Raw genomic sequence first — 19817 nt, 5'->3', positions numbered from 1 at the left:
ATTTAAGGATAGAAAGGTAAGGTGAAAGAAAATGGGAGAAGAAAAGAGCAGACAGGCTTCCAAGCTACAGTTCATTCAGAAAAACGCAGGCAGTTCACAGGTTATGGTTTATGTTATACTGGTGGTATTACTGCTGGCGGCCCAGATTATGTCTCCGGGATATCTAAAGCCCACCCATGTGGCCGGAATCCTGAGGCTGGCCTCCTTTATGGGAATCGCCGCAATCGGACAGAACCTGACCATACTGACAGGAGGAATCGATTTATCCATCGCCAATACCATCACGTTTGCCAATGTGATTGCGGCCCAGATCATGATGGGCCGGGATGAAAACCTGACCGCCGCGCTTTTGGCGGTTATTGTCATGGGAGCAATGGTGGGATTTATCAACGGAGTGGGAATCCACTGGCTTAAGATACCGCCCTTTATCATGACCCTTGGCGTGGGTACGGTCATCCAGGGCGTGTTTCTTATTTACACAAAAGGCGCCCCCAAGGGCAATGCGTCCCCACTTCTAAAGGCTGTCTGCGGCCAGAGCTTCATAGGCATCCTCTCCGGTATTGTGGTCATATGGGCTGTCATGGCAGCCGTGACCATTGTGCTTTTGCGGAATACTCCCTATGGAAGGAAGATATATTCCGTGGGCACCAATGAGCAGGCGGCCAGGTTTTCGGGAATACACACAGGAAGGGTGACATTTTCCGTATATCTGATATCCGCGGTCATAGCGGCTGTCTCCGGTTTCTTCCTGGTGGGATACACGGGTACCAGCTTCCTGGATGTGGGTACCAGCTACAATACAAAGACCATAGCGGCCGTCATCATCGGGGGAACCGCCATTACCGGCGGAAAGGGCGGATATATCGGAACCATAGCGGGCGCCATTATCATGACCATACTGGATGATTTTCTGACCATTGTCAATATTCCGGAGGCAGGGCGTCAGATTATGCAGGGCGTTATCATCGTACTGCTGGTACTCATATACAGCAGGGAAAAGCATAGGAAGTAGTGCTCCATCCAGTCAGAAACAGTTTACGGGACAGTTCACGAAACAGTACAGGAAACAGGCGGAGCACGTACTGGATTACATGCTGGAGGGACTTCCGAGGGCCGGACGTATCCTCTTAGTGCCGCCGGATATCACACGCTGTTATTCCTATGGGGGTGTTATCACCTCCTATCTGTATCACCGTCTGAGCATGGAGGCCGAAGTGCGCGTTATGCCTGCGGTGGGGACCCACAGGGCCATGAGCCGTGGGGAACAGATCCGGTTCTTTGGGGAGGCCCGCCCTTCACGGCATCTTTACCGGCGCGTCCAGGCAGGTCTATGAACATGCGGCTGCTTTGGCAAAAAGACGCTGCATCACACAGGTGGAACGCCGGGCAAAAAAGGTGGTGGCTTATCTGGAGCCGGAGGAGTTCTCCACCACCTGGGTGGGAAACAAGGCCATTTACCGCACACGGATGATGATCGAGGACGGCGGGGAATTACTGGTCATTGCGCCGGGAATAAAGGGGTTTGGCGAGAATCCGGAGGTGGACGGGCTCATACGCCGTTACGGCTACAGGGGGACGCCCTATACCATGGAGCTGATGGAAAAAGGGGCGTTTCCCGGTTCTGCCATGGTACCGGCCCACATGATACACAGCTCCTCTGAGGGCAGGTTTACCATTACCTATGCAGTGAATCCGGAACATGTGTCCCAGGAGGACATACGCCGGGTTGGATATGAATTCATGGATGTGAAGGACGCGCTTGCCAGATATCCGGTTTTGGGGATGGAGGACGGATGGCAGGTGATTGAATGTTTTCTTTGTATTCTATTATTTCCAGTTCCATTTCCTCCATAAGTGTAGTAGAATGGGTCATAAATATGAGGTTTGTTTTAGAATACGGCTTCATGTGGTTTTGCGGTGTTTATTTTTTATTGGAAAGAGGAAGATATGACGAATTCATACATAGCCCTGGACCTGGAGACTACGGGATTGGAGGCCAGGCTGGAGAAGATTACGGAGATTGCCGCCTTGAGGGTGGTGGACGGCCGGGTGGAGGAGAGGTTTGTCACTCTGGTGAATCCTATGCGGCAGCTGGGAGAGCGGATTAGGGAGCTTACGGGGATTACGGATGATATGGTGAAGGACGCTCCTGTGATTGAGGATATTATTGGGGATGCGGTCCGGTTCTGCGGAAATCTGCCTTTGCTGGGGCATAATATATTGTTCGATTATGCTTTCCTGAAACGGGCGGCGGTGAACAGCGGGCTGGATTTTGAGCGGGAGGGGATTGATACCCTTGGCATCTGCCGTCTGTTTATGCCCGCGGATGTGAAACGGAATCTGACCTGCGCCTGCTCCTTTTATGAGGTTTCTCAGTCCACGGCCCACCGGGCCCAGGCGGACGCGGAGGCGGCTCATGGACTGTATCAGGCGATGATGGTCCGCCATGGCAGGGAGCATCCGGAGGCTTTTGCGGCAAAACCCTTGATTTATAAGGCAAAAAGAGAGCAGCCGCCCACAAAAAGGCAAAAAGAATACTTGCACGATTTGTTAAAATGTCATAGAATAGACATAGCTGTGCAGATAGACGCCATGAGCCGCGGTGAGGTGTCGCGGATGATTGACAATATTATCTCCCGGTACGGACGGATGACCAGAAGAATATCCGGGGAACAGAAAGACTAAAGAAGAGATTCTGAGGTATATTATTAAAAGAGGTGAATGTACAATGCTTAATATGAGAGATCCAAGGACCAAGAAAATCATTTCCACCATCATTGTTGTTGTATTAGTGCTGGCTATGATTGTTCCTATGGCCTTAAGCGCACTTATGTATTAATTGCATTACAGTTTGGAAGAGGAGAATTTATGAGGAATCGTATAGGTAATGCCGGCCTGACAGCGGTCATCAGTATGGCGCTGCTTGCGGCATTTCCAGTGATTGCCTGGGCGGCGCCTGTGCTGCCGGCCGGGATAACCGCAGGCAGCCAGAGCCTGGCCGGAATGACGGCTGAGGAGGCGAAGGCGGCGGTCCAGGAATATGTGGACGGCCTGGCGGCCCAGTCAGTGACCCTTAGCGTGGATGGACAGGACGTGGCCACCACGGCGGGGGAGCTGGGCTTTCACTGGATTAACACAGACGCAATTGATGAGGCGGCCGGCCAGTATGCCGGCGGCAGCCTGATTAAACAGTATATGATTGAAAAAGATCTGGCGGCGGCGCCCGTGGATATTGAACTGGAGACAGAGGTGGATTCCGCTAAGGTGAAGGCCTTTGTGGATACACAGTGCCAGGGAATCACGGCGGAGCCCCGGAATGCATCTATAACCAGAGAAAATGGACAGTTTGTCATTACGGACTCTGTGCCCGGACGCGTGGTTGACGTGGCGGGAACGGAGGCAGCCCTGAATGAGGCACTGGAAGCCGGTCTGGAAAAGCCCATAGAGGTAACGGCCCAGGTAACAGAAGAACAGCCGGCCATTACCAGTGAAGCCCTGGCCACCATACAGGATGTGCTGGGCACATATACAACTGATTTCAGCAGCAGCGGCGCAGCCCGCTCCACCAACCTGGCAGTAGGCGCGGCTAAGATTAACGGCCATGTGCTAATGCCGGGGGATGTCCTGTCAGGCTATGAATGCCTGCAGCCTTTTACCACAGCCAACGGGTATAAGACAGCGGCGGCTTATGAGAATGGCCAGGTGGTGGACAGTATCGGAGGAGGCGTGTGCCAGCTGGCTACCACTCTGTATAACGCTTCCCTGGAAGCGGAGGTGGAGATTGTCCAGAGACAGAACCACTCCATGATTGTCACCTATGTGAAACCATCCAGGGATGCGGCCATTGCAGGCACATATAAGGATATTAAGATACAGAACAATTACAGTACCCCTATTTATGTGGAAGGGTATACCTCCGGCAGGAAGCTTACCTTTACCATATACGGCAAGGAGACAAGGCCGGCCAACCGCAAGGTGGAATACGTGTCTGAGACCCTGGGAAGCACCAGTCCGGGCGAGCCTCAGCTCATTGTAGACAACACCCTGGCTCCGGGAGCAAGGGTCAAGGTCCAGTCCTCCCATACAGGACTCAGATCCAGATTATGGAAGGTAGTGACTGTGGACGGTGTGGAGCAGGAGAGAACCCTGCTAAACAAGGACACCTACAATGCATCCAAGGCCATTTACCGGGTAGGTCCTGATCTGCCGGTGGCATTGCCGGTGGTGCCGGATGTGACGGCGCCCGTGGATACAGCCCCGGCCGAGACAGCGCCGGTTACCGGAGTGGAGGGAGGCCCGGGCGTGACGCAGCCGGCTGCTGAGGCGGCCCCGGCCCCGGAGGCGAACCCGGCAGCGGCAAATCCGGCGCCGGCAGCGAACCCGGCGCCCGCTGCAAATCCGGCGCCGGCCGGGGGAGGCCCCACGGTCACCCCGGTGGAGGGACCATAATGCGGACGGCCGGACAGGGACCAGGCGGATTTGAGAAGCGCGACGGCTTCATGAGGCCGGGTCAGGATTTGGTGATGGCAGGTCATGCCGGATTTGCGGGGACTGTAAAGATAGGCTCAGAAAAGCGGGATGTGCTCAATGGGCGCTTTTCGCCTGTGTTCTTAAGGTGTCTGGATGAAACGGAGCCATACTCCGTGGAACAATGGATAAAACGTGAACAGAAGAAGGAGCCCTGCTCCTTCACTGCTTACGAGTATGCAGGAGAGGGCGGCGTTTTAGCTGCCCTTTGGAATTTATCAGGGATATTTAACGCGGGCATTGATGTGGACCTCAGAAGTATGCCTATGCGGCAGGTAACGGTAGAGATATGCGAGCTGTTTGAACTGAATCCCTACCGGCTGTACAGCGGAAACTGCGCCATCCTGGCCTCGGACAGGGGAGGGCAGCTGGTGAGAAGGCTCATGGCAGAGGGAATTCCCGCGGGCGTCATCGGAAGTGTGGCGGATGGAAATGCCAGGCAGATACGCCATGGACAGGAGGGAGCCGGATTTTTGGAGCGGCCCCAGCCCGATGAACTGACAAAGATAATATGAGACAGCTAAGAAGCTATATAAACATGGAAGGATGGAGGATGATATATTATGAGAGAAAAGATACTTGCAGTCATTGAGAAAAACAGCAGAATCGACCTTAAGGACCTGGCTATACTGCTGGGAGAAAGCGAAATAGCGGTGGCCAACGAGATAGCGGAGATGGAGAAGGAACACATTATCTGCGGATACCATACACTGATTAACTGGGATAATACCAGCGAGGAAAAGGTGGTGGCGTTAATCGAGGTAAAGGTAACTCCTCAGAGGGGCATGGGCTTTGACAAGATAGCGGAGCGCATTTACCAATACAGCGAGGTGGAGGCCGTGTATCTCATGAGCGGAGCCTATGACTTCACTGTGTTCATCGAGGGCAGAACCATGCGCCAGATTGCCCAGTTCGTATCCGACAAGCTGGGACCGATGGAATCCGTATTAAGCACTGCAACCCATTTCGTATTGAAAAAATACAAAGACCACGGCACCATTATCAGTGAGCAGGTGCAGGATGAAAGGATGCTGATTACTCCATGAGAAACCCATTATCAGATAAAATCGTAAAGATACCGCCGTCCGGTATCCGTAAATTCTTTGATATTGTAAGTGAGATGAAGGACGCCATCTCCCTTGGCGTGGGCGAGCCGGATTTTGAGACGCCCTGGCACATCCGTGAGGAGGGTATCTATTCCCTGGAAAAGGGGCGTACCTTCTATACCTCCAATGCCGGCTTAAAGCCCCTTAAAGTGGAGATATGCGAATATTTAAAGCGCAGATGCGGCGCTACATATGACCCGGACCAGGAGATCCTGGTAACGGTAGGCGGAAGCGAGGCCATCGACATTGCCCTGAGGGCCATGTTAAACGAGGGAGATGAGGTACTGATTCCCCAGCCCAGCTACGTGTCCTATATGCCCTGTGTTACCCTGGCAGACGGCGTGCCCGTGACCATTGAGCTGGAGGAAAAGGACCAGTTCAAGCTGACTCCGGAAAAGCTTCTGGAGAAGATTACAGACAAGACAAAGATTCTCATCCTTCCCTTCCCCAACAACCCTACGGGTGCCATTATGGAAAAAGAGGAATTGGAAAAAATTGTAAATATTGTCTTGGAAAAGGATCTGTTTGTGATTTCTGATGAGATTTATTCCGAACTGACATACAACGGCAAGCGCCATGTGACCATTGCATCCTTCCCCGGAATGAAGGAGAGGACCGTGCTCATCAATGGCTTCTCCAAGGCCTATGCCATGACGGGCTGGCGTCTGGGCTATGCCGCAGCTCCCCATATCATTCTGGAGCAGATGCTGAAGATTCATCAGTACGCCATCATGTGCGCCCCTACCACCAGCCAGTACGCAGCCGTGTCAGCCATGAAGAACGGGGATCCGGACGTGGCCATGATGCGGGAATCCTACAATCAGCGCAGGCGTTTTCTTCTCCACGCCTATGAGGAGATGGGCCTTACCTGCTTTGAGCCCATGGGCGCGTTTTATACCTTCCCCAACATCAGCCGTTTCGGAATGACATCTGAGGAATTCGCCACCCGGTTCCTGGAAGAGGAAAAGGTAGCTGTGGTGCCGGGCACCGCATTTGGGGACTGCGGGGAGGGATTCGTGAGAGTTTCCTATGCCTACTCCCTGGATAAACTGAAGGAAGCCCTGGGACGCATGGCAAGGTTCGTGAAAAGACTGGACGGCGGGGAATAGCAGAAAGGCGCAGCATACCATGATGAATATTGTACTATTAGAACCGGAAATGCCGTCCAATACAGGCAATATCGGCCGTACCTGCGTTGCCACCCGGACCAGGCTCCATCTCATCGAGCCCCTGGGCTTTAAGCTCAATGAGAAGGCATTAAAGAGGGCAGGGCTGGACTACTGGGACAAACTGAACGTGACTGTGTACAGCGATTATCAGGACTTCCTGGAGCGCAATCCCCAGGCCCGGGGCAGCATGTATTTTGCCACCACCAAAGCCCACAAGGTGTATTCCGATGTGTCCTACAGGCCGGACTGCTATCTCATGTTCGGCAGGGAAAGCGCCGGCATCCCGGAGGAGATTCTGGTGGACAATGAGGACCATTGCATCCGGATTCCCATGTGGGGCGATATCCGTTCCCTGAACCTGTCCAATTCCGCGGCCATCGTGCTGTACGAGGCGTTGAGACAGAATGGATTCGGCAAGCTGGAGCTGAACGGTCAGCTTCACCACCTGCACTGGAAGGATGAATAGACAGACAAACAGATAAATAAAAAGATAAGTGAAACACCCCCGGAACGTGTGAATTATATTACGATAATTCACACTGCTCCGGGGGTGTTTTCGGGCGGGAAGCCTATTGTCCGGCCTCAGACCTTCCCGCCGCCAAATCCCTGGAAATCTGAGGGTATATTTTGTCAATATTGGTAAACATAATGATTATCAGCCCCGCTGAAAACAGGGCAAAGGGAACTGCCGTAAACAGGATTTTGATGGCTGACACGGTTTCTGCTGTCTGGGCAGCCAGCCTGCCGTTGTAATTTCCCCAGGCCAGTCCCCATCCCACGATGGCAGAGCCCAGGCCGGCTCCTACCTTCATGCCGAAGCTGGTGGCGGAATTGGTGAGGCCGTCAATGCGGACCCCGGTTTTCCATTCGCCGTAATCAATTACGTCAGCTACCAGGGCAAACAGGCCCGCCGTATGGGGGATGCCTCCGATTCCCAGCAGTACCAGGCCCGCCACGGCAGTGCCCAGGGAGGAAGGTGTGAGGGCCATGACGGCTACTCCTGCCATTTCCAGGATGTATCCCAGAACCAGACTTTTCCATTTTCCCATTATCCTTGTAATTTGGGGATAGAGAAGGTTGCCAATCATTTTGGGCAGGATAAAACATAAGGTGAGCGTTCCCATCAGCCCTGCATTGCCAAGGACATCCCTGGCATAGAAGATGCGCAGACCGTTGTTGACACCAAGGGCTGTATAATTTATGACAAAAATCAGGGTGACAAATATAAAGTATTTATTCTTGAACAATAACCTGAAAGACTGGCCCACGGGAATCTTTTTCTCACTCTTTCCCGATATTCCCGCGATGGAGCGTTCCTTTGTAAAGAAGAAGGTAATGAGCAGCAGGACTACCGCAATGACTCCGAAGGCGAAAGCCATCCCATTCCAGCCAAAACGTTCCACCAGGTTCATGGTATTGTAGTTGATGATAAGAACAACACCCATGGTGCAGAAGAATCGCAGGGAGCTCATGAGAACCCTGTCCTTTGGGTTGGGCGCTGTCAGTGACAGAAGGGTGTTGTAGGAAAGATTGCAGGCCGTGTAGATGACAGCCGCCATTAGGGTGTATGTAATGGCTGCATATGCAATCTTTCCGCTGCTTCCCAGGGAGGCAGGAACATTGAACAGAAGAACCAGCCCCAGCCCCATGGGTACGGCGGACCAGAGGACCCACGGGCGGGCTTTGCCCCAGCGTGTGCGGGTCCTGTCTATGAGGGCCCCCATACCCAGATCCGTTACCCCGTCAAGAAGTCTTGTCAGCAGCATAATGGTGCCTATGACAGCGGCGCTGATCCCCACGCTGTCCGTGTAATATAATGTCAGGAATGAACCAATGGTGGTCCAAACGAAATTGCAGCCTCCGTCGCCAACGGCAAAGGCAAGTTTCTCCCATAAGGATGGTTTGTTTTCCATCTTGATTTCCCCCTATATTGTAATAGTTGTCATGAGCAGGTCTTCCGGCGCGCTGCTGGTGCCCATGTAAATCTCATATTCCATATGCTCTGTCTCGAAGGAACCGGTTTCCTCATTAAACCAGGCCAGTTCCTCCACAGGACAGGAGATAACGACAGTCCTCTTTTCGCCTGGCTGGAGACTGCTCCGCTTAAATCCCTTCAATGTTCGGACGGGACGGTCTACCTTTGACTGGGGGAAACCCACATACATCTGTAAGACTTCTGTCCCCTCCCTGCCGCCGGTGTTTTTTACATCGCAGCAGGCATATACCAGACCGTCTGCTGTCCAGGCCTTCATGCATTCCACTGAAAATGTGGTATAGGACAGTCCAAAGCCGTAAGGTACTGCGGGGCGGATTTCCTCCTTGTCCAGCTTCCTGTATCCATGGTAATAATCGTAATACTGGGTGGTTCCGTTCCAGTCCACGGACGGAAGCTGGTCCTCCCTATTGGGAATCACAAAGGGCAGCTTTCCGCTGGGATTCACGTCGCCGTAAATGATTTCCCCCAGGGCTGTCCCGCCTTCCATACCCGGATAGTATCCCATGAGAATGGACGCCACCTGGTCTTTCCAGCCTTCCAGCATAATCATGTTGCCTCCGATGAGGACCACGATGGAGTTTTTGTTGGCAGGACCGGCCGCCTCAATCAATTTCCTGTCCGCGCCGTGAAGGCCCAGTCCGTTTCTTCTGTCGCCGCCCACTGCGCCGGTGTAGACATCCTTTCTGTCCTCAGCCACATACTCGCCTTCGTCGTTATAATCATAACCAACAACAAATATGACCGCGTCGGCCTCCTGGGCCAGGTGCCGGCTGTGCTCCGGATTGCTGCCCTCATAATAGATAACCTCTGTTTTGGGGGATGCCGCGGCAATTCCCTTGACTGCGGTCACCACATAGGGAGGGTACACCTGGCTGGAACCTCTGTCACCTGTATTTTCCTTTTGTGCCAGCCGTCCCAGGACCACCACCTGCCTGGTGGATTTCTTGTCAAGGGGAAGCACCTGGTTTTGGTTTTTGATCAGGGTGATGCCCTCCCTGGCTGATTCCAGAGCAAGCATTGTGTGTTTTTTGCACCCAATCACATTAGGTCTTACATGTTCTTTTTTATCCTCAAATGCCAGAAGTGTGCGCACGATACGCAGGGCGGCATCGTTAATCCTGCTCGCATCCACCAGCCCCTCCTTAACCGCGTTTACCAGATTCTGGCCAAAGTATTTGGTGACACACATCTCCATGGTTTGTCCGCCGTTGGCAGCCGCCGCCGTATCCTTCACACCCCATACAAAGTCGCTCATGACGAAACCGTCAAACCCCCACTCATCCTTAAGAACCTGGTCCAGCAGATATCCGTTATGGCCGCACATGACCCCCTTGTAAAGGTTATAGGAACTCATAACGGCTCCGGCCCCCTGGTCAATACATTTCTTGAAGTGGGGAAGGAATACTTCGCGCTCCGTTCTCCTGGTGCAGTCCACATTTACTTTGAAACGGGCATTTTCCATTTGATTGAAGGCAAAATGCTTGACACACGCAATGACGCCCTTTTTCTGTATGCCCCGCACAAGGGCGGCGCCCATCTCGCCCAGATGGAAGGAGTCTTCGCCGTATGTTTCCTGGCTTCTTCCCCATCCGGGATTGTAGGGAAGATTGATACATACGCCGGCAGACAGATTCCCTCCGTAGGCCAGTACCTCCTCTGCCATGGCCTCCCCGATTTCTTCTTCCAGGTCCGTATCGAAGGAAGCCCCGCGCAGCATGGACACCGGAAAGCAGGTGCTTTTTCCATTGCCGCAGACAACGCCCCTTGGACCGTCGCAGAAAAGGACGGCGGGGATTCCTTTTTCCGGGATTCCTCCTGCGGGGTAGGGAAAATGATTATAGTGTTCCTTTGTTTTCTTCTTGATGGCTCCCCTTACTTCCTCGAACGTCATGGAACCGCTCATTAAGGAGACCCTTTCTTCCAGGGTTAGGGAATCCACGATACGGCGGGCCCTTTCTGTATAGGACAGCCTGTTTTCCTTGCTGTAATCCATTATTTCTGTTCCTCCAATATTTCCAGTATGATTGTTTCAGCCTCACATTCTTCAAAATCCAGATAGCCCTTCAGGATGCCGTTGTCCTTCTGTTCAAGTCCCTTCTGCCGGTACTCCCTGGGGGTCAGTCCGGTGCTCTGTCTGAAAATCCGGTAAAATGTGTTTTCAGAACCAAATCCGCATTCGTCAATGATGCAGTTCATGTTTTTCTCCGTGTGATTGAGAAGCTTTTTGGCCTTATCCACCTTCAGCGTGTCAACCATATCCTTAACCGACATGCCCACATGATTTTTAAGATACCGGTACACGGTCTTGCTGCTCATGCCGATTTCCCTGCACAGGTGCTTTAAGACGTCCCGGTCCTCCACGTGGTCCCTGATATAATCGATGATCTCCATCAGAAGAGTGATATCATGGTCAGACTGTCCTGTCTGCATGCTCATGTCATACTCCACATATTCAAACAGATCGGCAATCAGGGTATATACCTCGGCGCAGACGCGGTAGTATGATTTTTCCTCCTCCTTTTTAAGGGAGCCCAGTACGATTCTGGCAGCCCTCCTTACAAAATGCAGATATCCGCCTCTCACAGGCAGTTCATCGGTCACACTGTTTAATATAGAAGCGGTAGAAGATGGTCTCCCCCTTTTCATTCTTAAACAACGCCGGGTCCAGCTGCAGAACCATGCACAGGTTGTCTCCCTGCTCGCATTGAATTTCATGCACGCTTTTGGAATTGATTAATATGATATCGTTCTTTTTAAGGACCAGTACCCTGGAGCTGACTCTGACCGTAATGCTTCCTTTCAGTACTGCCAGCAGTTCGTATTCGTAGTGCCAATGGAAACTGCTGCTCTGGATAGAAGCCACAAACGCATTAACCGGATATTTCTTTTCAAATTCCACTGTTTCAAAAATATATGAGCTCATGATTCATTCCTTTGTGTGCCTTGTAAATATTTACAGAATTATTATATTGCTTTTTCAGAGGAATTGTTGTCATTTTCACATTTCTTTACTGTCATATCAGGACATTTCGGCATGATGTGGGCAATACGGCGGGAATGGTTTGTACACTATACACAAAATGGGAATTGAACCCGGTCCTCCATTTCTCCTGTCATAAACAACCAAATCTTTACATACCCTAGAAGTAGCTGAAACGGCAGCTTCCCGTTTCGACTAAATGTGATGGGATAAGAGTGTGGAGGGGTTGTGGATGAACGAGAAGTACGTGGAAGCCTTAGAACAGTATGATATGGAAGTCAGAACCGTGAGAAAGGGACGCGGCTCCTGGATATGTGAGACAGACCAGGGCTGCAGGCTTTTGAAGGAATACCGCGGGACAGCCAGGCGTCTGGAGTTTGAGGACGAGGTCCTGGGGCGGCTTGATACCAGGGGAAGTCTGAGGGCTGACCGGTACTTGAGAAACAGGGAAGGCGACCTGATGACCGTGACCAGCGACGGCACCAGATACATATTAAAGGATTGGTTTTTGGACCGGGAATGCAATATAAAGGACGGCTATGAAATACGCCAGGCACTGTCCCGGCTGGCTATGCTGCACAGCCAGCTGCGAGAGATTGAGTTTAAGGAGGAGTGGAGCATGGGCTCCATCCTCTCAGGTCCTCTGGAGGAAGAGCTGGAGCGGCACAACCGGGAAATGCAGCGGGCCCGCAATTATATAAGATCCAAACGCAAGAAGTCGGAATTTGAGCTGTGCGTCATTGGCAGCTATCAGATGTTTTACGACCAGGCCCTGGAAGCGGTACAGGGTATACGGGAATTATGGCCCGAACCCCGCCGGCAGCCGGCAGCAGGAAACGGAATGTGCGGCAGCGGAAAATGCCTGAAGCTGGGGCTGTACCAGGATGACCAGGATGCCCTGGAAGCAGCGGAGGTCCAGCCCCCAGGCCAAAAGGACAGGAAGCCCCTGTACCTGTGCCATGGGGATCTGGACCAGCACCATGTGCTCATGGGAGGCAGCTACACAGCTATCATTGAGTACAACCGGATGCATCTTGGAATACAGATATCGGACCTGTACCGTTTCATGCGCAAGGTCATGGAAAAGCACGGATGGAACCTGGACCTGGGCCTGTCCATGCTGGATTCATATGAAAGGGTGCTGCCCATGGAGCCGAAGGAAAGGGGATGCCTGTACTACCTGTTTCTTTATCCTGAAAAATACTGGAAGCAGCTGAACTTTTACTACAACGCCAACAAGGCCTGGATACCGGCCCGCAACACCGACAAACTGCGGGGCCTGGAGGAACAGCAGCAGGCCAGGAACAGCTTCCTGAAGCGCCTGAAAGCGGACTGTGAAGGCTGTGTTTGACGAAAAATAATAAGGGTTGTACTTCCTTTTTCTGGTTTGATATAGTATAATCTTAATCAGAAAATACGCTGCGGACCGGCCCTTTGGCCTGCGCTGCAGCGGGAATGCCGGCAGGTCATGCAGGGAATATCACATTCAGGAGGGAGTATAAAATGAAAGATTACATGAAGATATACCAGGAATGGTTATCAAACCCCTATTTTGATGAGGACACAAAAGCAGAGCTTCGCGCCATTGAAGGTGACGAAAACGAGATTAAAGAGCGTTTTTATATGGACCTGGAGTTCGGAACAGCAGGACTGCGCGGTGTCATTGGCGCTGGCATTAACCGGATGAATATTTATGTGGTGAGACGTGCCACCCAGGGCCTTGCAAACTACATCATCAAGCAGGGCGGAGCAGATAAGGGCGTGGCCATTGCATACGACTCCCGCCATATGTCTCCGGAATTTGCCATGGAGGCAGCCATGACACTGGCGGCCAACGGAATCAAGGCATACAAGTTCGAGTCCCTGCGTCCAACTCCTGAACTGTCCTTTGCGGTGCGGGAACTGGGATGCATAGCCGGTATTAACATCACGGCCAGCCATAACCCGCCTGAGTACAACGGATACAAGGTATACTGGGAGGACGGCGCCCAGTTTACGCCGCCTCATGACAAGGGCGTGACAGAGGAGGTACTGGCCATAGAGGACCTGTCCACGGTAAAGACCACGGACGAGGCTTCTGCCGCGGCTGCAGGCAAGTACGAGGTTATCGGCAGAGAAATCGACGACAAGTATATTGCCCAGGTCAAGGCCCAGGTCGTGAACCAGAAGGCCATTGACGAGATGCAGGACCAGATCAGCATCGTGTACACACCACTTCACGGCACAGGCAACATTCCGGCCAGAAGAGTGATGAAGGAACTGGGATTCACCCATGTATATGTAGTACCTGAGCAGGAACTGCCAGACGGGGACTTCCCTACGGTAAGCTATCCGAACCCGGAGGCTGCGGAAGCATTTGCCCTGGGCCTTAAGCTGGCCAGGGAGAAGGATGCGGACCTGGTTCTGGCTACGGATCCGGATGCAGACCGTCTGGGCGTATACGTGAAGGACGCTGTATCGGGAGAGTACATCCCTCTGACAGGCAACATGTCCGGCTCCCTTCTGTGCGAGTATGTTCTGAGCCAGAAAAAAGCAGCAGGCAAGATTCCGGAGGACGGGCAGGTTATCAAGTCCATTGTCTCCACCAACCTGATTGATGCGGTTGCAAGGGAGTACGGCTGTGAACTGATTGAAGTGCTGACCGGTTTCAAGTGGATAGGGCAGCAGGTATTAAAGAATGAAAAGACGGGCCACGGGACTTACCTCTTTGGTATGGAGGAGAGCTACGGATGCCTCATTGGCACCTATGCCCGTGACAAGGACGCCATTTCCGCGACAGCGGCCCTTTGCGAGGCGGCCGCTTACTATAAGCAGAAGGGCATGACCCTGTGGGATACCATGGTTGCCATGTATGAGAAGTACGGCTATTACAAGGATGCTGTCAAGTCTATCGGCTTATCCGGCATCGAGGGCCTGGCTAAGATTCAGTCAATCATGGAGACGCTCAGGAATAATACGCCAAAAGAGGTGGGCGGCTACAAGGTAGTGTCCGCCAGAGATTACAAGCTGGACACCATAAAGGATATGGCTGCCGGTGAAGTAAAGCCCACAGGCCTTCCTTCCTCCAACGTGCTGTACTATGATTTAAACGACGGAGCATGGATTTGTGTGAGACCTTCCGGAACAGAGCCTAAGATTAAGTTCTACTATGGTATCAAGGGCAGCTCCATGGAGGATGCCGACGCCAGGTCTGAGGCACTGGGCGCAGCCGTGATGGCTATGGTGGATAAGATGATGTAATAATTATGGAATAAAACATACCCTAATAGCAGGACGCAGAAAATAAAGCTGTGTCAAACTATTAGGGTATTTTTGGTTAAAAAACAGAATACTATTTTATATGACGTTCATCCGGGTCCTTCCTGTCCGCAACTTCACGCAGTTCCTTCAGCGCTTCTGCGAACCGGGAAGAGGAGGCGGTGGGATTGCCCTTCAGTATGCCTCTGCGGTAGAAGTCCATATGGCTTGAAAGCATATGGCGTTTTTCGGAAATGGATACAAGGCGCTGCGACAGGGCGGCCAGTTTGTCCCTGCGCTCCTGGACAACACCTTTGTTAAGCTCGTCACGCTGTATTGCCTGCTGGGCTCCCTCCGCGCGCTGGGCCAGCGTACCGGACACCCTGGCAGCCGCGTCCTCCGTAAGCTCTGACAGCCGTTCCGCTGTCCGGGCCACCTTTTCGGCTGTGTTTTCCACCAGACCGCCCATCTTTTCGGCGGTACCCTCCACGAATCCGCTCATTTTCTCCATGGTGTTCTCAACCAGCTCATTCAGGCGTTCGGCCGTGTCATCCTTAAACGCAGCCGCATGGCTGGCAGCTCCTGACTTCATCCGGCTGAGCCTGGCAGCCGCTTCCTCTCTGGCCTCGGCAACGCGCTCGCTGGTTTCTGCCTTTAACAGAGCCATCTGTACCTGTATATCGTCCAGTTCAGCCCGCATGTCTGTCATGGCATCCAGCACCTTGGCCAAATCCAGGGCGGTTTTTACGGACTCAGCCGTATCCGCTGCAAACAGCAGGGTTGTTATCAGTACAAAAACAATGTTGACCATGACAGGCAGGCCCAGGACGTAATGCTCGATGGGGCGGTGAACCACCTCTGTAAGAAAGATGGTCAGAAAACCCCAGGCAATGGAGGAGCTGAGGCAGATATATCCTTTCACGTTAAATCGCTGGCTGCTGTAATCCCAGTATTTCATCTTAAACAGCCTCTCCATGCCCCAGCCGGTGACGTATTCCAGAAGGGTGGCGGCGATGACGCCTGTCAGGTACACCAGGAGCAGGTTATCCTTTACAGGAAGGGATACCCACAACATCATAACGGCGCCTGTTCCGTAAAGGGGAAGCAGGGGAAGGCGCAGGAAACCGCGGTTCACAAAGCGGCCTGTTTTCGCGGAAACATAGGTGGATTCAAAAATCCATCCGAAAAAGCAGTATATAAAAAAGAACGTAAGCCATTGATACCAGGTATATTCGTACATATAAACCATCCTTTCCGAGTTTCTTCTATGATACTGTTTTTTTCACAAAAATGCAATCCGCCATGTGACAATTCTGTCAATAAGCTCTCTCTGCTCATCGGAAGAACGGGTCAGATAGATTCGTGTGGTCTCAATGCTCTCATGGCCCATAAGGTTGGCCAAAAGGGAAATAGCATTGAAATTTGTCAGAAGGTTTTTGGCAAAACGGTGCCGGGAGGAGTGGGGATAGACGACCTCTGGGTCCAGGCCGTACCGGACCGCGAATACCTTGAACTGAGCACGTATGCCCGATGGGGAGATGGGAGTGTGAAAACGGCTGAGGAACAGGGGACCGGTGCTTCGGTGGGCGGCGGCCAGCCATTCCTGCAGTTCATGAATCAGTCCGCGGGGAATATAGGCACGCCTCATCTTATTGCCCTTGGTCTTCCCCGGAGGAGGCGGGCGATATGAGGCGGCCTGCTGTGACTGCCGGATTCCCGATATCCGCGGCGTCATAATGCCGGCAAACATTACCAGGTAACTATTTTGTCAATCAGTTCACGCTGCTCCTGCGTTGATTTTGTAAGGTAAATGCGGGTGGTTTCAATGCTTTCGTGGCCCATCAAATCGGCAAGAAGGGAGATATCATTAAACTTTTCAAGGAAATTTTTAGCAAACCTGTGCCGGAAGGAGTGAGGATAGACTGTTTCAGGCGGAATCTGACAGCGTATGGCCAGCGTCTTAAGCTGACTGCTGATTCCGCGGGAGGTGATCTGGTTTCCATTCCGGTTGACAAATAAAAATCCGGAAGCCTGTCCCTTCGCAGCCAGCCATTCCAGGGCTTCACGGCACAGGGCATCAGGAAAATGGAGACGGCGCACTTTCCCGCCCTTTGTATAGAGGTCAATATAGCCGAGATGCAGATGCTCTGCTTTAATCTGTATCAGTTCACTGACCCTGGCTCCGGTACATGCCAGAAACCGAACAACAAAATACCACAGCAGATTTCCGTCGTCCTTAAGCATTTTCTTAAATGTCTCATAATCTTCCTGGGAAATGACATTATCCAGAAAGGCTGCCTGCTGGGTACGGATGACAGTCAGCCTGAAGTGAAGCATTTGGCCGCCGCAAAGCTCTTCAAGGCAGTCCAGGTACCGGTTGATTCCGTATATTCGATTGTTTACCGTGGCTGCTTTGTAGTGATTAATAAGATAATCCTTAAAGCAAATCAGATGATTGACAGTCAGGTCATCATACAGGGAATAATAAAGCCTGCAGGCTGCCATGCAGCTGCGGATCGTATTGGGAGAAGCCTGGGCTTTTTTCAGGTATGCATGAAAGGCAGGTTCATTTTTTTCTTGTATAGTTGTATTCATGCTGAGCGCACCTTTCATTCCATTACCAGTCAACAATCTGATTCACAATAAGGGACTGTTCCGTGCTGCTCCGTCTCAGATAGATACGGGTGGTTTCGATGCTGGTGTGGCCCAGAAGGTTGGACAGGAAAGCGATGTCTCCGCCATTTTCAATGAAATTTTTAGCGAAACGATGCCGGAATGAGTGAGGATATACTACCTTCGGATCAAGATGGTAGCGGTATGCAAATGTCTTTAACTGGGAGCGGATGCCAGAGACAGAAATACCTCGTTTGAGGTGGCTCAGAAACAGAGGGCCTTTTTTTCTGCATTCAGATTCCAGCCACTGGAGTGTATCCTCCTGCAAAGCGGTGGGGATATAGACGCGTCTCATCTTATTTCCCTTTGAATAGATGTCTTTATAGCCGTTTATCACATCCTCTATCTGAAAAGAAACCAATTCACTGACACGGACCCCGGTAGCGGTGATAAAGCGTATGATAAAATAGAAGGTATATTGTTCATCCTCACGAAGCCGGCGTTTCAGATACTCATAGTCAGCCTGGCTTATAATGTAGTCCGTATATTTTTTCTGCTGCAGCCGGAGGGCACGTATTTTATAATCACTGATGCCCTGGAATTTTAAGAAACAGTTCAGGGCGCGGATGCGCATATTGACTGTCTGTGGCTGATAGTGATCTAAAAGGTATGCTTTGTAAAGGCTGACATTATTGGAATTAAGATGATCAAAACAGGTGTAAAAATGCCTTACGCTATAGATGTAGGCAGTGATTGTATTAGAGGACATGTTATGCTGGATTAGATATTTGTGAAAAGCATTGAGACATTGAGGGGTATTGTCATCAAGAAGTTCAGCATGATCCAAGAAATTCGGGGACTCCATAAGTTCCATTATAATTTTGCTCCTTTCATTTTTTAACAAATATATTAGCTCAGGATTCCTCAAAAATAAATATACAGTTTCATTTATTTGTCTATTGATGAACAAATCCCCGCAGATTATTCACAAAAATCGGGCGATAAACGCAAATATATAGACAAATAGAAGGAGAATGTCTAACTTCCGGATAAAATGATAAGCGGCAGGGGAGTACCTGAATGGTACCCCGATTGCCGCTTATCAGTGCCGTTGCAAGAACGGCCGGATTATCCTTCAGTATCAGAAGCTGTGGTAACTCCTGGTCCGGGATTTTCACCTCCTGTAACAGCAGAGGCAGGCTGTCCATCCCATACGCCGTTGGCATCCACGTAATAGCCGTCAGGAGTGGTGGCATTGGCCAGCATGACGGCCGCCATGTCAAAATAGTACCACTTCCCATCTGCGTCCTGAATCCATTGATTGGCTGCATAATATCCGTTTTTTCTCACATATTTCCAGCTTGCGCCGTCCTGGAGCCAGCCAGGTATGTAGCTGGTCTTCTCACCCTTTGTATTTACATAATATCCATCGGGGGTAATGGTGTCGGCCAGCATGATTCCTTCTTCATTCATATAATAAGATTTTTCATCTACCTGTACCCAACTGTTTGTTATAAAGGTACCATCTGTTGTGCGATATTTCCAGATATCACCCTCCTGAACCCATCCGGATGTAATGGTCCCTTCGAAGGCACCTGCATCTGAGCCGTCTACATTGATAAGATATTTACGTACCTCAGGCGGGAGAGTAGATGTATCCACACCATTAGGAAGATGGACTACATCTACATATCGCTCCTTCGTATCCATGTTTGTATTATTGGTAAGCAGCACAATACGCGTATAAGTCTGGCTTCCTTCTGGCAATGTCCCCTCGTTTTCTGGAATGGCCCATACGCCGTCAATATTTACTAAATCAGGAACGCTGCCCCATGGTCTTGAATAGGTCATGGGATTAAAAGTATAGGCATAATCATATCCTCTGTTTAAGATTACATTGCTTTCTGAAATCGTATTTCCTCCCACAAGAATGGCAAATGCCCGCCCATTGCCACAGTCAACAGGGCGCCATTCAAAGAGATACGCTCCACAGTTTTCCATTATAATTGTATTGGAGGAGGTATCCGCCAAAACGGAAATCGGAGTGGCCGCCGCAAGAGAGACCGCAAGAGAAAACGCAAGAGAGAATGCGGCAAAAAATGTTTTCTTAATCATATCATCCTGTTCCTTTCTGGTTTAAAGTTTATTATGACAAAAAGAAGCGCTGTGGCTAACTGTCAGTCAATCAG

17 protein-coding genes and 2 pseudogenes are annotated in these 19817 nt (G+C 51.3%); 10 read left to right on the top strand and 9 right to left on the bottom strand.

Translation table 11 applies throughout. The features are described 5' to 3' along the window. Window positions 1-31: 31 nt before the first annotated feature. The 8 genes and pseudogenes from LA360_RS15785 (at window position 32) to LA360_RS15745 (ending at window position 7268) form a co-directional block, all read left to right on the top strand. Window positions 32-1012 (top strand): ABC transporter permease, encoded by a 981-nt coding sequence (locus LA360_RS15785; protein WP_022201304.1) that lies wholly within the window; start codon window positions 32-34, stop codon window positions 1010-1012. Further along, window positions 1002-1854: pseudogene (locus LA360_RS15775) on the top strand (hypothetical protein). The gene LA360_RS15785 and the pseudogene LA360_RS15775 overlap by 11 nt, the downstream one beginning before the upstream one ends. 93 nt (window positions 1855-1947) lie before the next feature. Beyond that, on the top strand, window positions 1948-2685 hold the full coding sequence (locus LA360_RS15770) for a 3'-5' exonuclease (RefSeq protein WP_022201301.1): 738 nt from the start codon (window positions 1948-1950) through the stop codon (window positions 2683-2685). A gap of 183 nt (window positions 2686-2868) precedes the next feature. Then, on the top strand, window positions 2869-4449 hold the full coding sequence (locus tag LA360_RS15765; protein WP_089776095.1) for a VanW family protein: 1581 nt from the start codon (window positions 2869-2871) through the stop codon (window positions 4447-4449). After that, window positions 4449-5042, top strand: coding sequence for an AIR synthase family protein (locus tag LA360_RS15760; RefSeq protein WP_022200978.1), 594 nt, complete (start codon window positions 4449-4451; stop codon window positions 5040-5042). Before LA360_RS15765 ends, LA360_RS15760 begins: the two co-directional genes overlap by 1 nt. A 48-nt stretch (window positions 5043-5090) precedes the next feature. Continuing rightward, window positions 5091-5573, top strand: a complete 483-nt coding sequence (locus LA360_RS15755; protein WP_002593995.1) for an Lrp/AsnC family transcriptional regulator — start codon at window positions 5091-5093, stop codon at window positions 5571-5573. Beyond that, entirely contained in the window at window positions 5570-6742 is a 1173-nt protein-coding gene (locus LA360_RS15750) for an aminotransferase class I/II-fold pyridoxal phosphate-dependent enzyme (RefSeq protein WP_022200977.1), read from the top strand. Before LA360_RS15755 ends, LA360_RS15750 begins: the two co-directional genes overlap by 4 nt. Before the next feature lie 19 nt (window positions 6743-6761). Further along, window positions 6762-7268 carry a tRNA (cytidine(34)-2'-O)-methyltransferase gene (locus LA360_RS15745; RefSeq protein WP_022200976.1) on the top strand — a complete coding sequence of 169 codons (507 nt, stop codon included), beginning with the start codon at window positions 6762-6764 and terminating at the stop codon, window positions 7266-7268. Between the two features lie 103 nt (window positions 7269-7371). Here the strand turns inward: LA360_RS15745 and LA360_RS15740 are convergent, their stop codons facing one another. From LA360_RS15740 to LA360_RS15725, 4 genes are read right to left on the bottom strand one after another with little or no spacing between them, the layout of a single operon-like run. After that, entirely contained in the window at window positions 7372-8715 is a 1344-nt protein-coding gene (locus LA360_RS15740) for an MFS transporter (protein ID WP_057571906.1), read from the bottom strand. Window positions 8716-8727: 12 nt separating this feature from the next. Next, window positions 8728-10791 (bottom strand): beta-glucosidase family protein, encoded by a 2064-nt coding sequence (locus LA360_RS15735; protein ID WP_057571905.1) that lies wholly within the window; start codon window positions 10789-10791, stop codon window positions 8728-8730. Then, the gene (locus LA360_RS15730) at window positions 10791-11399 is read right to left on the bottom strand and encodes a helix-turn-helix domain-containing protein (RefSeq protein ID WP_225537569.1); all 609 of its coding nucleotides are present in this window, start codon (window positions 11397-11399) and stop codon (window positions 10791-10793) included. The genes LA360_RS15735 and LA360_RS15730 overlap by 1 nt, the downstream gene beginning before the upstream one ends. Further along, entirely contained in the window at window positions 11389-11721 is a 333-nt protein-coding gene (locus LA360_RS15725; protein WP_225537568.1) for a cupin domain-containing protein, read from the bottom strand. Before LA360_RS15725 ends, LA360_RS15730 begins: the two co-directional genes overlap by 11 nt. 289 nt (window positions 11722-12010) lie before the next feature. Here LA360_RS15725 and LA360_RS15720 point away from each other — a divergent pair, with 289 nt between their 5' ends. Beyond that, the gene (locus tag LA360_RS15720) at window positions 12011-13129 is read left to right on the top strand and encodes a protein kinase family protein (protein WP_057571904.1); all 1119 of its coding nucleotides are present in this window, start codon (window positions 12011-12013) and stop codon (window positions 13127-13129) included. Window positions 13130-13281: 152 nt separating this feature from the next. After that, window positions 13282-15018 (top strand): phospho-sugar mutase, encoded by a 1737-nt coding sequence (locus tag LA360_RS15715; protein WP_112481763.1) that lies wholly within the window; start codon window positions 13282-13284, stop codon window positions 15016-15018. 91 nt (window positions 15019-15109) lie between these two features. Here LA360_RS15715 and LA360_RS15710 read toward each other — a convergent pair whose 3' ends face one another. From LA360_RS15710 to LA360_RS15690, 5 genes and pseudogenes are all read right to left on the bottom strand, one after another. After that, window positions 15110-16255 (bottom strand): putative ABC transporter permease, encoded by a 1146-nt coding sequence (locus LA360_RS15710; RefSeq protein ID WP_002587293.1) that lies wholly within the window; start codon window positions 16253-16255, stop codon window positions 15110-15112. Between the two features lie 42 nt (window positions 16256-16297). Further along, window positions 16298-16678 (bottom strand): annotated as a pseudogene (locus tag LA360_RS15705) (tyrosine-type recombinase/integrase); the annotation flags it as partial. Between the two features lie 86 nt (window positions 16679-16764). Then, entirely contained in the window at window positions 16765-17610 is an 846-nt protein-coding gene (locus LA360_RS15700; protein WP_002587295.1) for a tyrosine-type recombinase/integrase, read from the bottom strand. A gap of 22 nt (window positions 17611-17632) precedes the next feature. Beyond that, window positions 17633-18502, bottom strand: coding sequence for a tyrosine-type recombinase/integrase (locus LA360_RS15695; protein WP_002587296.1), 870 nt, complete (start codon window positions 18500-18502; stop codon window positions 17633-17635). Between the two features lie 254 nt (window positions 18503-18756). After that, complete coding sequence (locus LA360_RS15690; protein WP_112481759.1) at window positions 18757-19743, bottom strand: choline-binding protein; 987 nt, start codon at window positions 19741-19743, stop codon at window positions 18757-18759. Window positions 19744-19817: the final 74 nt, after the last annotated feature.

The sequence above is a fragment of the Enterocloster clostridioformis genome, assembly GCF_020297485.1.
GTDB lineage: Bacteria > Bacillota > Clostridia > Lachnospirales > Lachnospiraceae > Enterocloster > Enterocloster clostridioformis.
This window is presented reverse-complemented; position numbering and strand designations above follow the sequence as displayed.